This is a genomic window from Aquamicrobium terrae, assembly GCF_052978165.1.
In genome coordinates this window covers 3,091,855-3,107,622 of record NZ_JBRKLZ010000001.1, presented here as the reverse complement: position 1 = coordinate 3,107,622, position 15,768 = coordinate 3,091,855, and the positions used below count along the sequence as shown (strand labels likewise).

The following is a 15,768-nucleotide window of genomic DNA, read 5'->3' as shown; positions in this document are numbered from 1 at the left end:
ATTCATCGGGGCCCTTGATGCTGAAAAGAGCCATGCTGGCGCTGATCGCGCTCATCATCGCCATCGGCGGCGGTGCGGCCAGCGTCTGGTATGCCCTGCATGTCCAGAAAGGGGCCGGTGCCATCACCATCGGCGCCTGGACCGCCTTTCCCGACATCGGCACGCCGGCGGCAGATTCCTACACCAGCGCACGCGTCTCGCGCGAGGGTGTGCTGGCGCTCGGCCGCGCCGAAGGGCTCGCCTTTGTCGCCCGCCACGATTCCAGCGGCCAGCCGTTGCTGCGCGAATGCACCTACCGGATCGAAGGCCATCTCCCGATTGCCCGTTTCTGGACGCTTTACGCGGCCAACCAGTCGCTCGATGTCCTGCACACTGGAAAGACCCGCCCGGCAGCCCTGCAATCCTACCAGGTGTTGCGGGAACAGGATAACTCCGTCCGCCTGACCGCCTCCGCCCGCCCTGCCCCCGGCAACTGGCTGCTGACCGAGGGCAAGGGGGCCATGTATTTCGTACTCACCTTCTACGACACCCCCATTGCCAGCAGCACCGGCCTGTCGGGCATCGACCTGCCGCGCATCGTCAGGAGCGGTTGCAATGCGTAAGCTGCTCTATGCCGTCCTGGTCGGACTCGTCGGCGCCGGTATTGTCCATATCCTGGTGCTCATGATGGTACCGGAGCTGTCGGAGCGGGACGCATGGTCGCGTCTTGCCATGGCGTCCGACCTCTATCGCATGACCCCGCTCGAAGCCGAGACCGGAGGCCAGCCGGTGGTGAAGTCGGTCGATCCGCTTTTCCTCGCCGCCGCCTGCCGCTTCGATCTGACCGACGGCATGATCCAGGTCCGGACGCCGGGCAAGGCTCCGTTCTGGTCGGTCTCTGTCTACGACCGCAACGGCCACAACATCTACAGTTTCAACGATCACAGCGCGACCAACGCCACGCTCGACATGGTCGCGCTCACCCCGGCCCAGATGCTGGAGGTGCGGCGGCAGTTGCCGGCTGATCTCGACGGTTCCATCTTCGTGGAAACCCCGATCGCGGAAGGCATCGTCGTGGTGCGCGCCTTCGTCCCCGACGAAAGCTGGCGCCCCGCCGTCTCCCGTTTCCTCCAGCAAAGCTCCTGCGAGCTGAAGGAACTGTAGCCGCCTTCAGTGCTTCGGCACCGGTGGTAATTCCACGGGCAACAAAGGTGTTTTGCCCTGCGGTGCAGCCGCGCCGGCCTCCGCGCGTTCGTAGCGGACACCGGGGAAGATGACCACGGACCCCATGGTTCCATAGGCTCTGGAAGGTTTCTTCATGGCCGCGCTCTGCGGCGTGAAAGACAGGACTATACCCATTTCGCGCATTCCTCTCGGTTGAACCGGAGCACAACGCAACGCCTCCTTTGTGAATAAGGCCACCGGGAGGGTTAACGGAGCGCTAACGGATCGCGGCTAATTTGAGACGAGTTCCGCCGGTCGGCCGTCGTTGGCCCGCCGGTTCATCGCGAGTCGTTCAAGGCGTATCTTCGTGTCATCCTCGGATTTCCGGCAAATCGCGATCAGGACCGAAGCCGGCAAGGCCGAGCGGCTGTTCCGTGCCGCCGTATCCGCTTTCTGCGCGCTGACCCGTCCCTCACGTCGGGAGATCGCCCAGCTCGACGATCTCACCCTGCCCCTGTTCGACGAGGTCTCGCCCGAAACCCTGCGCTTCGCCGCCGCCGCGCTTTCGGAGTGCGAAAGCGCCCCGCCCGGCCTCGTGAAGCGCCTTGCCGACATGCCGGTGGAGATTTCCGCTCCCCTGCTGATCCGCTCGCGCGCGCTGGGCGATGTCCAGATCATCGCGCTCATCGGCAGGCACGGGCTGCCGCATGCCCGCGCCATCGCACGGCGGAAGGATCTCCACCCCACCATCGCAAGCCTTGTGCGGGCGCTGGATCGTCCTGCACCACCCCCAAGGGACGATGCCGCGCCCGAGCCCGGCCAGGCTGCCGACCGGACGCGCGAGCAACTGCGGTCGATGATGGTCGACAACCGCCAATCGGCGTTCTCGGTGGCGCCGGCCACGCCGCAAACCTTCAACAGGCTGCTTGAAGCCGCGCTCGACACCAACGCCGCCTTCTTCCAGACGGCTCTTGCCGATGCCCTCGACATCGAATTCGACAAGGCGCGACGGATCGTTTCTCCCTCGGATTATTTTTCGCTGCTTATCGCGCTGCGCGCGCTGAGCCTGAAGGAACCGGAAGCCTTCCTCATCGTCAGCGCGGCCTGCCCCGGCTCGTTTCCGGATGTCGGCAGCGTGCGCCTGTTCCTCGAACGCTATCGCGGCCTCCAGCCGAAAGCCGCCGTCGCCAAGGTCGCGACATGGGCGGAACCTGGCAACACCGGGCCCCATGAAAGTTCACCCGCCCAGAAAGCCGGATGAGATTCACTCCCTGATCGAAACAAGTTCCTCGACCGGCAGCGATCCGGCCTCGATCTCCACCACCCAGATATCGGGGTCGAATCGCTTCTCCCGCTCGATCCGCGCATCCAGTTGCTCGGCCGTTTCGCCGTTCCCGACACGCACGAACAGGCGTTCGTCCGGCCGCGCCGAATCGTAGCTGGTCTGGGGAGCCGGGCCGAGCAGCCTCACCTCGCCGAACCTGTCCCTGACGAGAATGAAGGCCGCACCCGCCTCGCCGGCGCCCCGCTGGAGCACCGCGGCGAAACCGCCGGAATTGAACACGCGGCGCAGCAGGGCAGCCGCCCACAGGTCGGTCGTCACCCGCATGTCAGTTCGAGCGTGTCGTTGTGTCGATCATGCCCGCTGCATAGCAGCAGGGCCGGGCCTTGGCGAGCCGGCGCGGCCTCAATCGGTGAGGCCGACCTCGCGCATCTTGGCATAAACGTCGGCATCCGCCTCGCCGGTCACCGGCAGGCCGAAGATCGACTGGAATTCGCTGATCGCGGCCTTGGTGCGCGCGCCCACAATACCGTCAAGCTGGATGTCCGGGTTTCCGAAAGCCCGCAGGCCCGCCTGCACCTTCACGATGCGGGCGTTGTCGTCCATGCCGGCCGGGGTCACCGAGCCGGTCATGTCGTTGCGGCTGGCGGGCGTCGGCACCACCGCCGCCGGCGCGGCACCCAACTGGCCGAGCAGCGCATCGTCGATCGACCCGGTCGGGGCCAATCCCACCTTGCGCTGGTAGGCGGCAACCGCATCGCGCGTGTTCGGGCCGGTCAGGCCGTCGGGCTCGGCACTGTAGAAACCGAGATCGCGCAGGATGGACTGCACTTGCCGCACGACCGGATCCCCCGCGGCGGCTCCGGGCGCGCTGCCGGATCCGGGCGCACGATATTGATCGTCGTCTCCGGCTCGACCGGTTCGGACACGGGGAAATTCTGCAAGTTTCTGGTCGCGAAGAAAGCGCTGGAATGCGGGAATGGCTGGTACCACAGCGCATTTGCCGAAACGTAGAACAACGTCACCAGGAAGGCGGTCGAGCCGCCGACCAGCACCGGATTGCGCGAGACCATGTCGCCGACGGCGACCGCTCCACGCTGCACCACGCCGGGACGGGTGCCCTTCGTCTTCTTCCCCTTAGCCCGTTTTGCGGAGCGAGCCATTCCAATCCCCGTTCTTCCTTGCTGCCGGCGTCGCGTCCGCCAGCTTGATCAACCTCTCTCCCTCTCCCTTCGGTCCATCGACCGGAATGCTCACCGAAACCGTGGTTCCCTCGCCCGGCATGCTGTCGATGGACAAGGTGCCCTCATGCAGGCTCACCAGCCCCTTGACCAGCGATAGCCCGAGCCCGGCCCCCTCGAAGCCGCGCGTATAGTCGTTCTGCACCTGCACGAAGGGCTGGCCGATCAGCGCGAGGTCCTCCTCGGCGATGCCGATGCCGGTGTCGGCGACCCAGAAATGCAGCCGCGAGCCGACACGCCGCGCGCCGATTGCGACCTCGCCGCCTTCCGGCGTGAACTTGATCGCGTTGGAGGCCAGGTTGATGAGGATCTGCTGGATGGCGCGGCGGTCGGCATTCACCTCGCCAGCGTCCGCGGCCACGCGCAGGTCCAGCCGGACCTTCTTGGTATCGGCCTGCAACTGCATCATGGAGCGGCACATTTCGGCGGCTTCCACGAAGCGGAACGGCTCCGGATGCGTGCGGTAGGCGCCGGCCTCGATGCGCGAAACATCGAGGATGGAGGTCACCACTTCCAGCAGGTGCTGCCCGGAATCGCGCACCAGGGCGACATATTCCTTCTGCCGGGGATCGCCGAACGGGCCGAACATCTCGTGCAGCAGCATGTCGGAAAAGCCGATGATGGCATTGAGCGGCGTGCGCAGTTCATGGCTGACGGCGGCGAGGAACCGGCTCTTGGTCACGTCCGCGCCGGCGGCCACCTCCTCGGCGCGCGCAAGCGCCCGTCGCAGTTCGGCCATCTCGGAATTGTCGCGCAGCAAAGCCAGGAAGGCAGTCCCATCGCCGTCGCCCTTGGCCATTTCGAGCAGGAACGAGCGATAGTTGCCGGACGATGCCTCGGCCGCCTTCGGCAAGCGGATGCGGAGTTCCACGCGCGCCGCCACCGCGCCGTCGCGCATGTCGGCCAGCGCGTTCAGATAGGCGATGCGGTCGGCGATGTGAATGCGATCGAACAGGGCATTGCCGAGCAGGAGATCGGGGGCCAGGCCGAGCACGGCTTGCGTGCGCGCGCCGGCATCAAGCACCTCGCCCTGCCGGTTGAGGCGCAGCAGGACGACGCCGGCCAGCCCCTCGACATCGAGGTCAGGGGTCGCATCGGCCCGGCCGTCGCCTGTTTCGTGCAGGCCGGCCAGCCGCGGAACCAGCGTCGCGGCCCAGGCGAGCGGCAAGAGCCAGTGCCAAGCCGCCGGCTGGGTGAAAACAGGCAGGGCCATCTCGCCGGGAAGGAACTGCATCGCCGCGCAGCCCAGCGCCGCCGCCCCACCTGCCAGCGCCCAGCGCCGCGACCGGCTCACCCAGCAGGCCTCGACGGGAAGTGCCGCCAGCAGCAGCGCAACGGGCGACGCGAGCCCGCCGGCAAATCCGATCAGCGTCCCCAGCGCCAGCGCCGTGGCCGCAAGCACTGCGGCGCCGGCCTCCGTTGCCCGGCCGGTGGCGGACACCCAAAGCGCTGCCAGCCAGCACAGGCCGAAGATCGCCAGTATCGCCGCCAGCGTCGCCGAGGCGCCGAGATTGGCGGTCACCAGCGTCACCGCGCTGCCGGCCGCAAGGAACGGTGCGGCAAGCATGACGCCGATGAATCGGGCATGGCGGCTACGCGTCCGGCCGTCGCTCACGCGGCCATGCACGAGACGCTCGCAGCCTGTCGCAATCGCGCCAGGCAATCCAACGTATCTTGCCGCAATCGAACTCAACTCAACGCCTCGTGCGGACCTGCTTGGCAGATCGTTTGTGGTTGGCCCCGAAAGTCGCATCCAGCCTTTAAGGAATGGATAAAGCCCGGCGCGGCCGGCCCAGTTCGACGGCATTTTTTTTCTGAAACCGCCCCGGACAGGCTCCAATTCCCGCCATGGTAAATGCGGGGTTAGCCGGCCCTGCCCCTGCATTCCGGGCGCATGTCGCAGACAGGAACGAGATGTTTCGACGCCGAATCAACCGGATAGGGCAAGGAGCCCGATGGGGGTGGAACGTTTCAGGTCCCGTTCAGGTCCGACGTCCGAATACAGCCGGCGCGGGAACTATCTCAAATTTTAATAAAATTCCTGCCTTGGTTGCAATCGGTCCTTGGCTCGACCCGGCTAGGATAGGGCCAATCGAGGAAGGGACCTCAAGAAAGAAGACGGACATGGGTTTCCTGATCAGGTTTGCATTCTGGTTCTCGCTGGTGCTGCTGGCCCTGCCCTTCGACGTGGGGCCGGACGAGAACGGTCGCGAGAGCGTCAACCCCATCCAGGCGCTGCTGGCCGCGCGCGATGCCGTGGGGGACATTGCCGGCATGTGCGAACGCCAGCCCGAGGTCTGCGAAACCGGTGCCTCGGCCCTGCACACCGTGACCGAGCGCGCCAAATACGCCGCGCGGATCGCCGTGACCGTCATCGAGGACGCGCCGGCCAAATCTCCGGTCCAGCCGGAAGAGCCCGTCACCACCGGCAGCATTCCCGAGCAGGACTGACGTCCGGGCCACCACGGCCCTCGGAAGCCGCTCCGACGCTTTTTTCCGTGACGCCGCGCCGCCCGGACACTATATCGAACGTCATGGCGACGACGATCCAAAGCATACTCGAAGACTTTTCCCTGCTCGATGAGTGGGAGGAGCGCTACCGCTATGTCATCGAACTCGGCGAGGCGCTGCCCGAATTCCCCGACGACGCACGCACGCAGACCAACAAGGTGCCCGGCTGCGTCAGCCAGGTCTGGCTCACCACCAGCTATGGCGAGGGTTCCGATCCGGTCATCACCTTCAAGGGGGATTCGGACGCGCATATCGTACGCGGTCTGGTGGCCATCCTGCTTGCGCTCTATTCCGGGCGCAAAGCCAGCGAGATCCTGGAAATCGACGCCGAAGGCACGCTGCGCAAGCTGGGGCTGGACGAGCACCTGACCCCGCAGCGCTCGAACGGATTGCGCTCCATGGTCAAGCGCATCCGCACCGATGCGGAAGGCGCCAGCCAGGCCGCCTGAAACGGCCCGGCACGTTCCCGCCAATTCTCCTCTTAAGGTCCATGCATGCGCGGGCGATAATCCTGCGTACCCCAGTGCAACATGCGGGCCGGCCTTGCTTCCGCCGATGAGGCATTCGGCCAATAGTGCCGGGCAAGGGCGGCAAGCGCGGTCTTGAGCACCACCTTGCCGGAGCGCACCGGCCAGGCGCGCTCGACCTCCACGGTTTCCATCCCCTTCAGGAAGCAGCACACATCGATGAGGACGCCGGAAAGTTCCGGTCCCACGGCCGCGATCGCCTTCTCCACCCGCATGCGCGCGGCAAGCGCTGCATCGGTCAGTTCCGCCACCCCGCCGCCGCCCGCGCGCTTTCCGGAAGCCACGCTGGCGATCCAGTTCGCGCCGAGACGCGGCATGAGTTGCCCGCGCGTATAGTCGGCGCGAAGCCGTTCGCCCGCCTCGAATTCGCGAGCGGCAAGGAAGGCGGCTCCCGTTCTGGTGCGCAGTCGCGCCAGTTGCGCAAACGGCGATTCCGAAAGATTGGCAAGCACGGGCCGCGCGCCATCGCCCGTATCGATACAAATTGCGCCGATGTTCTGCCCCGGCCCGCCGGGCACGGACGAAGCCTCCATATCCCGCATCAATTCCCCGCCTTGCCGGGAAAGGCATATGCTTTCCCCGGAAACGCTCACGATCCCCTCCGACACCAGCCATCCGAACACGTCGCGCTGAACGGAAACCGTGCCTCGGTCCCCGGCCTCTATCAGCATCTTGTCGCCATGGGCGGCCGTGGACGTCCGTCCCGGCCCCCTGGCCAGGAACTTCAGGACGCGCAGGGGCAATTCCCGGTATGCATGCTGCATCTTGCTCATATCCCCAGGCGGTTGCGGAAGGCGGCTGCGGCGATCTGCTCGAACATGTGCACCACGCTGTCGAATTCGGGATTGTCGCGCAGGTCCTCGATGATCTGGCACGCATGCACCACCGTGGTGCGGTCACGCCCGAAGCCGCGCCCGATATCGCTCATGGTCAGCCGCAGTTCCACATTGGCGACATACATGGCGATCTGCCGCACACGCGCCACCGGCTGCGATGTGCGGCCGGGCCGGCGCAATTCCTTCGACGACACCGAAAACAGAGCGGACGCCATGTCGATCAGGCATTCGCACACCTCCAGCGCGATCTCGTCCCTGCGTTTGGGGAGGACGTGCGAGGAAGGGTCGTCTGCCTCTGCCTCCTCGCTGAATTGAGGAGGGTCGTCGAGAAGTGGCTTCATATGGGCGTGCACGAAATTTCCTCCAGAATAGGAATACATTCCTTATAAGAGGTCTTCTCGGCCTTGTGAACAAACAACGAACACTCGCGCCTGTCAACATTTCCCAAATGGTTGATATTTCACGACATTCACCATTGGAAAAAGAGCGGCCCGGCCGTTTTACTCCCCGCCTCTCCGCCACGGCCGATAGTGGGTGCCTCATAGAAGGAGACGGCGCATGCGATCACTGCAAAGGGACGCCCGGAATTTTGCCAGACACAAGCACGAGCAGGCCATGGAGGCCGGCCAGTTGGTGGCCGTGCGCCTGCTCTGCGGTTTCGATCTGGAAGACGCACTCCACGCCGGGGGCGAGGCACGGCTGAAACTGGTCGAGCGTATCGAACGCCTTCTGGAGCGCGAGCGCCTGAAGGGTCTGCGGCGGCACTGGAGCTACGATCTCAACCGCCATATCGCCCTGAAGCAGGCCCGCGACCGGTTGCGGGGGCCCGCAAGCAGCCTTTGTCCAGGACCGGCCTGAAAAAGGAAACGGCGCCCAAAGGCGCCGTTTTTTTGATTTTCGAACCTGAAAGGCGGGCTCAGCGACCCTTGCGCTTGCGGCCCAGGCCCATCTTCTTGGCCAGTTGGGAACGGGCCGCGGCATAGCTCGGCGCGACCATCGGGTAGTTCGCGTCCAGGCCCCACTTTTCGCGGTACTGTTCCGGCGTCAGCCCATAGTGCGTCATGAGATGGCGCTTGAGCGACTTGAACTTCTTGCCGTCCTCCAGGCAGACGATGTATTCGTCGTGCACGGACCTTTTCGGGTTCACGGCAGGCTTCTGCTTGTCCACCGGCTGCGGCTCGGGTGCAACGCTGCCGCCGACGCGGCCGAGCGCGGCATGGATGTCTGCAATCAGGTTCGGCAGTTCGGAAGCCGGCACCGGATTGTTGCTCACATAAGCCGCCACGACATCAGCTGTAAGTTCAATCAGCGTGTCGCTGCTTTTCGGAGATGTTTCGGCAGTGTCCATTATGGTGAAATCCCAACGAGAAACGAGATAACGATGCCAATGAGCACTTCATGGGCATCTGCGGATTCTGATGTCATGGGCGTCGACTGCGATTCGCCCGTAGGCGAACTTCATGATCCCAGATGACTGTCAAGTCAATCACCTCTTTCGGCTGTTTCGATAGTCATGGATGATTTTTTCAGTCGAGGAATTCAATTATCAATACACAACGACAAGCTCCAAGTCACCGAGCTGGCGGCTCATCTGCCTTAAAGCGGTAGAATTATTATTATCTTCGGCCGCAGCGGCCGGCGGGACTTGAACCTGAGTGCCTGACGTGGTCATTCACCTGTAAAAGAGACGGATATCGCAAGATGACATTGAAGACGCCCTTCGAACCGGCGCAACCGCCCCACGCCCGGCAGCATCCCCTGTCCGATACCAGGCACGGTGTCACCCGCACCGACGAATATGCGTGGATGAGGGCCGAAAATTGGCAGGAGGTGTTTCGCGATCCATCGAAGCTCGATCCGGCCATCCGTGCCCATCTGGAAGCTGAAAATGCCTATCAGGCCAAGCTGATGGCCGACACCGCCGATCTCCGGAAAGCGCTGTTCGCCGAAATGAAGGGCCGCATCAAGGAAGACGATTCCTCGGTGCCGATGAAGGACGGTCCCTATGCCTACGGCTCGTCCTACCGGCTCGGCGGCCAGCATCCGCGCTATTTCCGCAAGCCTGCCGGCGGCGGCGAGGAGGAAATCCTTCTCGACGGCGACCGGGAAGCAGAGGGCAAGGCCTATTTCCAGCTCGGCGGCCTCGATCATTCGGCCGACCACAAGCGCCTTCTGTGGGCCAGCGACGACAAGGGGTCGGAATTCTACACCCTGCGCGTGCGCGACCTCACCACCGGCACGGAGCTGGCGGACGTCATCGAAAGCACGGGGGGCGGCGGCACATGGGCAGCCGACAACGAAGGCTTCTTCTACACCTTGCTGGACGACAATCACCGGCCTTCCAAGGTGTTGTTCCACAAGCTCGGCGACGATACCGCCAATGACAGGTTGATCTACGAGGAGACCGACCCCGGCTTCTTCATGAATGTCGGCGGCACCCGCCGCAACGACTGGATCATGATCAGCATAAGCGATCACGAGACTTCCGAATACCGGATCGTCAGCGCCGCCAATCCGCTCGGCACCCCGAGGCTGGTCGCCGCCCGCGAAACCGGCCTGCAATATGACCTGGAGGAAGGCGGCGACATTTTCTTCATCCTCACCAATGAAGGCGGCGCCAAGGATTTCAAGATCATGACCGCGCCGGCGGCCGATCCGGTCCGCGCCAACTGGAAAGAACTGGTCGCGCACCAGCCCGGCCGGCTCATCCTGTCGATCATGGGCTTCAAGGACTATCTCGTGCGCCTCGAACGGTTCGAGGGCCTGCCGCGCATCGTGGTGCGCGAGCGCGCCACCGGCGAGGAACATGCCATCGCCTTCGACGAGGAAGCATATTCGCTCGGCATGGCCGGTTCCTACGAATACGACACCGATGTGCTGCGCTTCTCCTATTCGTCCATGACGACGCCGGCGCAGGTGTTCGACTACGACATGCGCACGCGCGAGCGCACTTTGCTCAAGACGCAGGAGGTGCCTTCCGGCCACGATCCGGCCGCCTACGTCACCCGCCGCCTGATGGCCCCGGCCGAGGACGGCGAGACCGTGCCGGTCTCCCTGCTCTATCATCGCGACACACCGCTCGACGGGTCGGCGCCTTGCCTGCTCTACGGGTATGGTTCCTACGGCATCACCATACCGGCCTCTTTCAACACCAATTGCTTGTCGCTGGTGGATCGCGGCTTCGTCTACGCCATCGCCCATGTTCGTGGCGGCAAGGACAAGGGCTATGGCTGGTACGACGACGGCAAGAAGGCGCACAAGCAGAACACCTTCAAGGATTTCATCGCCGTGGCGAAGCACCTCGTCGCCGAACGCTATACGTCACCCGACCGCATTGTCGCACAGGGCGGTTCGGCCGGCGGCATGCTCATGGGCGCCGTCGCCAACATGGCCCCCGCTGCCTTCGGCGCCATCATCGCCGAGGTTCCCTTCGTCGACGTGCTGAACACGATGCTCGATGCCTCGCTGCCGCTCACCCCGCCCGAATGGCCGGAATGGGGCAACCCCATAGCCTCGGAAGAGGACTACCGGACCATCGCCGCCTATTCGCCCTATGACAATGTGGGCGCGCTCGATTATCCGCCGGTGCTGGCGCTGGCCGGTCTCACCGATCCGCGCGTCACCTATTGGGAGCCCGCGAAATGGGTCGCGCGCCTGCGCGAGCGCAAGAGCGGCGACAATCCGGTCCTGTTCAAGATCAATATGGACTCCGGCCATGCCGGCGCTTCCGGCCGCTTCTCGCGACTGGAGGAGATCGCCTACACCTATGCCTTCGCTTTGAAGGTCACCGGCAAGGCCGCCGTCTGAGCTTCACGCGCCCGAGTTTCATGAGGGATGAGGCTCATCCCTCCGTCATCCCGGCCAAGGGAGCGAAGCGAATGGAGAGTGTCGGGAATCCATGCCGGAACTTTGAAACGTGACGGCATGGTTGGCGGTAGCATTTCAGGTACGGTAAGCAGACCGACCCTTACTGCGCGGCCGGTTCAGGCCGGCGCGCCGGATAGCCGTTCGGATGCGCCGGGATCGCCTTGAGATAGGCCGCGATCGCCGCCCGGTCTTCCGGCGCCAACTGGGCCATGTTCTTCTGCACCTCGACCATCGAGCCGCCGACCGAATCGAAGTCGGGCGTGAAGCCGGTTTCCAGATAGCCGGCGATGTCGGAGGCGGACCAGTCGCCGATACCGCCCTCGCCCGAGGTGATATTGGGTACGATGCCCTCGCCTTCCGCGGCCACCGCGCCGGCCAGCCATTGGCCCTTTCTGCTGCCGCCGGCGAAATCGCGCGGCGTGTGGCATTCGCCGCAATGGCCCGGACCTTCGACCAGATACTGCCCCGCCCGCACCTGTTCCGGCGCGTCGTCCGCAAGCGCCACCACCGGCTCATCGCTGAGATAGAGCAGCTTCCACAGGCCGATGCCGCGGCGGATATTGAACGGGAAGGCGAGGTCGTGAGCCTTCGCCTGTCCGGCCACAGCCGGCAGGGTCTTCATGAAGGCGAAGAGATCGGCGATGTCCTGCGGCTTCATGCGGGCATAGGAGGCGTAGGGAAATGCAGGATAATAATGCCGGCCGCCGGGGGACACGCCCTTCAGCATGGCGGCGGCGAAATCGTCCTGCGTCCAGTTACCGATACCGTCCTGGACATCTTGTGAAATGTTGGGGGCGACGAAGGTGCCGAACGGCGTCTTGAGTTCCACCCCGCCGGCAAGCTCGAAGCGGGCGTCGCCCTCGGCGCCCTTTACCGCATGGCAGGAAGCGCAACCGCCGGCGTGAAACATCCGCCGGCCATTGTCCACGTCGCCAGGCGCCGTGGCCGCCATGATCTGCGGATCGGGCCGCTCCGGTGCCGAAAGCAGCCACCCTGCCAGCCCGCCTGCGCCGCCCAGTATCACAAGGGCGGCTGCGATCTTTCCAAGCGTGGACATGGGCCGTGATCAGCCCTTTTTGATGCGGAAGGTCTCGTGACAGGCGCCGCAGCTCGATCCGATCGCGCCGAACTTGGCCTTGAGCGCATCGAGGTCGGCAGGCGCGTCCGTCACCGCTGCGTTCACGGCGGCCTCGAACTTTCCTTCCGCTGCCTCGAAGCCGGGCTTGTCCTCCCAGACCTTCGGAGAAGCCTCGGTGTCCCCGGTGTTGGAGCCCTCGGGGAACAGTACGTCGGCGTCGAAGCGACCGGCATTGGCCTGCATGCCCTGCAACGTCTTGAGCACCGCCGCGGCATCGAAAGGCTGCTCGCCCTTCACCACTTTCGCGAGTTCGCCTGTCAGCTTCCCGCGCTCTTTCATCAGGGCCTGCCTGTCGGCGAGCGGATCGGCAAAGGCCGAGGCGCCGGCAAGGGCGAGGATGGAGATGGCGAGTACAAGCTTTCTCATTCTTGGCTCCGTATCTGGTGAAGAAACGTGGCTGCTCCGGGGAATCGGAGATCGGTGCTAAGCTGGCCCAAAATGCCGCGGATTTCCCCTCACGCTTGCGTGAGGCCGGAAAAAACAAAGCCCCGGAACCTGCCGGGGCTTTGCTCCGGGAAGATCAGGCCCCGGCCTTTTCGTACATTTCCAGCACGTAGTCCCAGTTGATCAGGCTGTCCACGAAGGCTTCCAGATACTTCGGACGCGCATTGCGGTAGTCGATGTAGTAGGAGTGCTCCCACACGTCGACGCCGAGGATCGGCGAAGCGCCATGGACCAGCGGGTTCTCGCCGTTCGGCGTCTTGGAAATCTCCAGCTTGCCGTCCTTGACCGAAAGCCAGGCCCAGCCCGAGCCGAACTGCGTGGTGCCGGCGTTGATGAAATCGGCCTTGAACTTGTCGTAGCCGCCGAGGTCGCTGTCCACCGCCTTCTGCAGGGCGCCCGGCAGCTTGTTGCCGCCGCCGTCCTTCTTCATCCACTTCCAGAAATGGATGTGGTTGTAGTGCTGGGCGGCGTTGTTGAAGAGACCCTGGTTCTTGCCGAACGACTGCTTGACCACTTCCTCGACCGACAGATCGCTCATTCCGGCCTCTGCCGCCAGCTTGTTGCCGTTGTCGACATAGGCCTTGTGGTGCTTGTCGTGGTGGTACTCAAGCGTCTCCTTGGACATGTAAGGCTGAAGCGCCTCGTAGTCGTAGGGGAGAGCGGGAAGTTCGAAAGCCATTGGTCTTACTCCTCAAAAAATCCGGCGGGGTTGCCGGACTAACATAGGTCTGTATCCCTCGGGAACAACTCCCGCGGCCAAGCACCGGCTCCCTTTTATGTGCTCACGCAGAGGAAGTCGAATGCGCCCATTCCCAATAGAGCTCCCGGGCCTTCTTGGCCACAGGGCCGGCCGGCAAATGCCTGTCCTCGAAGCGGATAACGGGCACGACCTTGGAATGGTTGCCGGTGGAAAAAATTTCATCCGCCTCGCGGAAATCGCGCACCGTGAGCGTCTTTTCCGTGGTGCGGAAACCGTAGTCCGCCAGCAGCTGGATCGTACGGGCGCGCGTGATTCCGGCCAGGAAGGTGCCGTTGGCGGCCGGGGTGAAGACATGCCCGTCCTTCACCATGAAGATGTTGGTGGAGCCCGTCTCCGCCACGTTGCCCAGCATGTCCAGCACCAGCGCATTGTCGAAGCCGCGCATCCTCGCCTCTAGGATGGCGCGGGCATTGTTGGGGTAGAGGCATCCCGCCTTGGCGTTGGTCGGCATGGTTTCAAGCGTCGGACGCCGGAACGGCGAGACGGTGATCGAAAAGCCTTCCGGGGCAAGCATCGGCGATTCGTAGAGGCACAGGCAGAAGCGGGTCGACGCCGGATCGGCGGGCACGCCCATATAGCCGCCGTCCTCGGCCCAATACATGGGGCGGATATAGACCGCCGTCTTGCCGTCGAACTTCTTCAATCCCTCCCGGGTCAGGTTCACGATCTCTTCGGGGCTCACCGTCGGCTTCAGCCCCAATGCGATCGCCGAAGCGTTCACCCGCGCGGCATGGAGATCGAGATCGGGAGCCACGCCCTCGAACCAGCGCGCGCCGTCGAATACGGTCGAGCCCAGCCACATGGCATGGCTCATCGGGCCGATCAGGCCGACATTGCCCTCATGCCAGCCGCCATCCACATAGCTCCAGGTCGTCGTCTGTGTCGCTTTCGCCAATGTCATTTCACGATCCGTCCGGTTTCAGGCCTGTCCTGCCATAGGAATTCCCCTGCCGCCTTGTCGTCAATGCCGAGGACGCCATATTCGTTGAGCCAGTGCGGAATACACAACCTGTTTACCTTCCTTTCAGCCGCGCCGGATACCGTCGGCCAACCCGTTGCCGTTCGGCAACAGTGGAACCTAAGTCACATGTTCGCCTTTATTTGTCCTCCCTGCGGCCAGATTCGGCGCTACCTATCGCCCCGGTCGGGAGCGGCGACGCCAGCAGCGGCGCCGATTGAACAGTACAGGAAAGATCGAGACCACAACTCATGGCAACAGATGCACCTCCCGTCCTGCTGACAAGGCGCCGTTTCCTCAACGTCGCGGCAATGGGCGCGGCCGCGGCTACCGTATCGGCCTGCACCACCACCTCGCCGGTCCCCACGCTTCCGCCCGAGCCCCAGGCCCAGCCCGAGCTCGGCAGCTACGACATCATGTACGGGCCGGTCTTCGACGGCGGTTATGAAGTGCCGGCCGTCCCCTATCGCAAGATCGATCCCAAGTTCCTGCGCCAGATCGTGCCCGATCCGACCGGCGAGCGTCCCGGCACCATCGTCGTCGATACCTCCCAGCATTTCCTTTATCTGGTGCGTGAAGACGGTCAGGCCATCCGCTACGGCGTCGGCCTCGGCCGTGCCGGTTTCGAATGGGCCGGGCGCGCCGTCGTCCAGTACAAGCGCGAATGGCCGAAGTGGACGCCGCCGGATGAAATGGTCGCCCGCCAGCCGGAACTCGAGAAATACAGCATCCGCAACGGCGGCATGCCGCCCGGCCTGATGAACCCGCTCGGCGCGCGCGCGCTCTACATCTTCCAGAACAACGAGGATACGCTCTATCGTATCCACGGTTCGCCGGAATGGCATTCGATCGGCAAGTCGATCTCGTCGGGCTGTGTGCGCCTGATGAACCAGGACATCATCGATCTCTACAGCCGCGTTCCCGGCAAGACGCCCATCCTCGTCACGAACGGGCTCGGCGCGCCGGTGGCCAATGTGGACCCGACCGGAACGCCCGTCGATGCGGGCGTGCCCGAAGGCTCGACCCTGCTTGGCCGCGTCGGACGTTCGTGGCTCTGACGC

The 15,768-nt window shown here is 64.2% G+C and carries 18 protein-coding genes and 1 pseudogene; 8 read left to right on the top strand and 11 right to left on the bottom strand.

Annotated elements, in window-relative coordinates:
* The first annotated feature begins 17 nt into the window (after positions 1–17).
* Entirely contained in the window at positions 18–602 is a 585-nt protein-coding gene (locus ACVCNR_RS15285) for a DUF1214 domain-containing protein (protein WP_447075382.1), read from the top strand.
* Positions 595–1,143 (top strand): DUF1254 domain-containing protein, encoded by a 549-nt coding sequence (locus tag ACVCNR_RS15280; protein WP_447075381.1) that lies wholly within the window; start codon positions 595–597, stop codon positions 1,141–1,143. The genes ACVCNR_RS15285 and ACVCNR_RS15280 overlap by 8 nt, the downstream gene beginning before the upstream one ends.
* A gap of 6 nt (positions 1,144–1,149) precedes the next feature.
* Here the strand turns inward: ACVCNR_RS15280 and ACVCNR_RS15275 are convergent, their stop codons facing one another.
* Positions 1,150–1,338, bottom strand: a complete 189-nt coding sequence (locus ACVCNR_RS15275; protein ID WP_447075380.1) for a hypothetical protein — start codon at positions 1,336–1,338, stop codon at positions 1,150–1,152.
* 172 nt (positions 1,339–1,510) lie between these two features.
* On the opposite strand from ACVCNR_RS15275, the gene ACVCNR_RS15270 reads away from it, so the two are divergent.
* Positions 1,511–2,404 carry a hypothetical protein gene (locus ACVCNR_RS15270; RefSeq protein WP_354192974.1) on the top strand — a complete coding sequence of 298 codons (894 nt, stop codon included), beginning with the start codon at positions 1,511–1,513 and terminating at the stop codon, positions 2,402–2,404.
* Between the two features lie 3 nt (positions 2,405–2,407).
* Here the strand turns inward: ACVCNR_RS15270 and ACVCNR_RS15265 are convergent, their stop codons facing one another.
* The 3 genes and pseudogenes from ACVCNR_RS15265 to ACVCNR_RS15255 all read right to left on the bottom strand — a co-directional run bounded on the left by ACVCNR_RS15265 (position 2,408) and on the right by ACVCNR_RS15255 (position 5,329).
* The gene (locus ACVCNR_RS15265; RefSeq protein ID WP_354192975.1) at positions 2,408–2,752 is read right to left on the bottom strand and encodes a DUF1491 family protein; all 345 of its coding nucleotides are present in this window, start codon (positions 2,750–2,752) and stop codon (positions 2,408–2,410) included.
* 78 nt (positions 2,753–2,830) lie between these two features.
* Positions 2,831–3,588, bottom strand: a pseudogene (locus ACVCNR_RS15260) (peptidoglycan-binding domain-containing protein).
* Complete coding sequence (locus ACVCNR_RS15255) at positions 3,563–5,329, bottom strand: sensor histidine kinase (protein WP_447075379.1); 1,767 nt, start codon at positions 5,327–5,329, stop codon at positions 3,563–3,565. The pseudogene ACVCNR_RS15260 and the gene ACVCNR_RS15255 overlap by 26 nt, the downstream one beginning before the upstream one ends.
* A gap of 461 nt (positions 5,330–5,790) precedes the next feature.
* Here ACVCNR_RS15255 and ACVCNR_RS15250 point away from each other — a divergent pair, with 461 nt between their 5' ends.
* Both ACVCNR_RS15250 and ACVCNR_RS15245 read left to right on the top strand, forming a co-directional pair.
* The gene (locus ACVCNR_RS15250; protein ID WP_354192979.1) at positions 5,791–6,117 is read left to right on the top strand and encodes a DUF5330 domain-containing protein; all 327 of its coding nucleotides are present in this window, start codon (positions 5,791–5,793) and stop codon (positions 6,115–6,117) included.
* Positions 6,118–6,200: 83 nt separating this feature from the next.
* Positions 6,201–6,626, top strand: a complete 426-nt coding sequence (locus ACVCNR_RS15245) for a SufE family protein (RefSeq protein WP_354192980.1) — start codon at positions 6,201–6,203, stop codon at positions 6,624–6,626.
* Positions 6,627–6,658: 32 nt separating this feature from the next.
* Here ACVCNR_RS15245 and ACVCNR_RS15240 read toward each other — a convergent pair whose 3' ends face one another.
* Both ACVCNR_RS15240 and ACVCNR_RS15235 read right to left on the bottom strand, forming a co-directional pair.
* A complete protein-coding gene (locus ACVCNR_RS15240) occupies positions 6,659–7,468 on the bottom strand; it encodes a DUF6456 domain-containing protein (protein WP_447075378.1) in 810 nt (269 codons plus the stop codon).
* Positions 7,469–7,473: 5 nt separating this feature from the next.
* Complete coding sequence (locus ACVCNR_RS15235; protein WP_447075377.1) at positions 7,474–7,893, bottom strand: helix-turn-helix domain-containing protein; 420 nt, start codon at positions 7,891–7,893, stop codon at positions 7,474–7,476.
* A 205-nt stretch (positions 7,894–8,098) separates the two neighbouring features.
* Here ACVCNR_RS15235 and ACVCNR_RS15230 point away from each other — a divergent pair, with 205 nt between their 5' ends.
* Complete coding sequence (locus tag ACVCNR_RS15230) at positions 8,099–8,398, top strand: cytoplasmic protein (RefSeq protein ID WP_447075376.1); 300 nt, start codon at positions 8,099–8,101, stop codon at positions 8,396–8,398.
* 58 nt (positions 8,399–8,456) lie between these two features.
* Here the strand turns inward: ACVCNR_RS15230 and ACVCNR_RS15225 are convergent, their stop codons facing one another.
* Positions 8,457–8,888 carry a Ros/MucR family transcriptional regulator gene (locus tag ACVCNR_RS15225; RefSeq protein WP_354192986.1) on the bottom strand — a complete coding sequence of 144 codons (432 nt, stop codon included), beginning with the start codon at positions 8,886–8,888 and terminating at the stop codon, positions 8,457–8,459.
* A gap of 353 nt (positions 8,889–9,241) precedes the next feature.
* Here ACVCNR_RS15225 and ACVCNR_RS15220 point away from each other — a divergent pair, with 353 nt between their 5' ends.
* The gene (locus tag ACVCNR_RS15220; protein ID WP_447075375.1) at positions 9,242–11,347 is read left to right on the top strand and encodes a S9 family peptidase; all 2,106 of its coding nucleotides are present in this window, start codon (positions 9,242–9,244) and stop codon (positions 11,345–11,347) included.
* Positions 11,348–11,507: 160 nt separating this feature from the next.
* On the opposite strand, the gene ACVCNR_RS15215 is transcribed toward ACVCNR_RS15220, so the two are convergent.
* From ACVCNR_RS15215 to ACVCNR_RS15200, 4 genes are all read right to left on the bottom strand, one after another.
* Positions 11,508–12,464 (bottom strand): cytochrome c, encoded by a 957-nt coding sequence (locus ACVCNR_RS15215; protein ID WP_447075374.1) that lies wholly within the window; start codon positions 12,462–12,464, stop codon positions 11,508–11,510.
* Positions 12,465–12,473: 9 nt separating this feature from the next.
* Entirely contained in the window at positions 12,474–12,911 is a 438-nt protein-coding gene (locus ACVCNR_RS15210; protein WP_354192989.1) for a c-type cytochrome, read from the bottom strand.
* Between the two features lie 154 nt (positions 12,912–13,065).
* On the bottom strand, positions 13,066–13,668 hold the full coding sequence (locus ACVCNR_RS15205; protein ID WP_354192990.1) for a superoxide dismutase: 603 nt from the start codon (positions 13,666–13,668) through the stop codon (positions 13,066–13,068).
* A gap of 103 nt (positions 13,669–13,771) precedes the next feature.
* Positions 13,772–14,650 (bottom strand): branched-chain amino acid aminotransferase, encoded by an 879-nt coding sequence (locus ACVCNR_RS15200; protein ID WP_354192992.1) that lies wholly within the window; start codon positions 14,648–14,650, stop codon positions 13,772–13,774.
* A 308-nt stretch (positions 14,651–14,958) separates the two neighbouring features.
* On the opposite strand from ACVCNR_RS15200, the gene ACVCNR_RS15195 reads away from it, so the two are divergent.
* Positions 14,959–15,765: a L,D-transpeptidase gene (locus ACVCNR_RS15195; RefSeq protein ID WP_447075373.1), complete on the top strand. Its 807-nt coding sequence runs from the start codon at positions 14,959–14,961 to the stop codon at positions 15,763–15,765.
* Positions 15,766–15,768 lie beyond the last annotated feature (3 nt).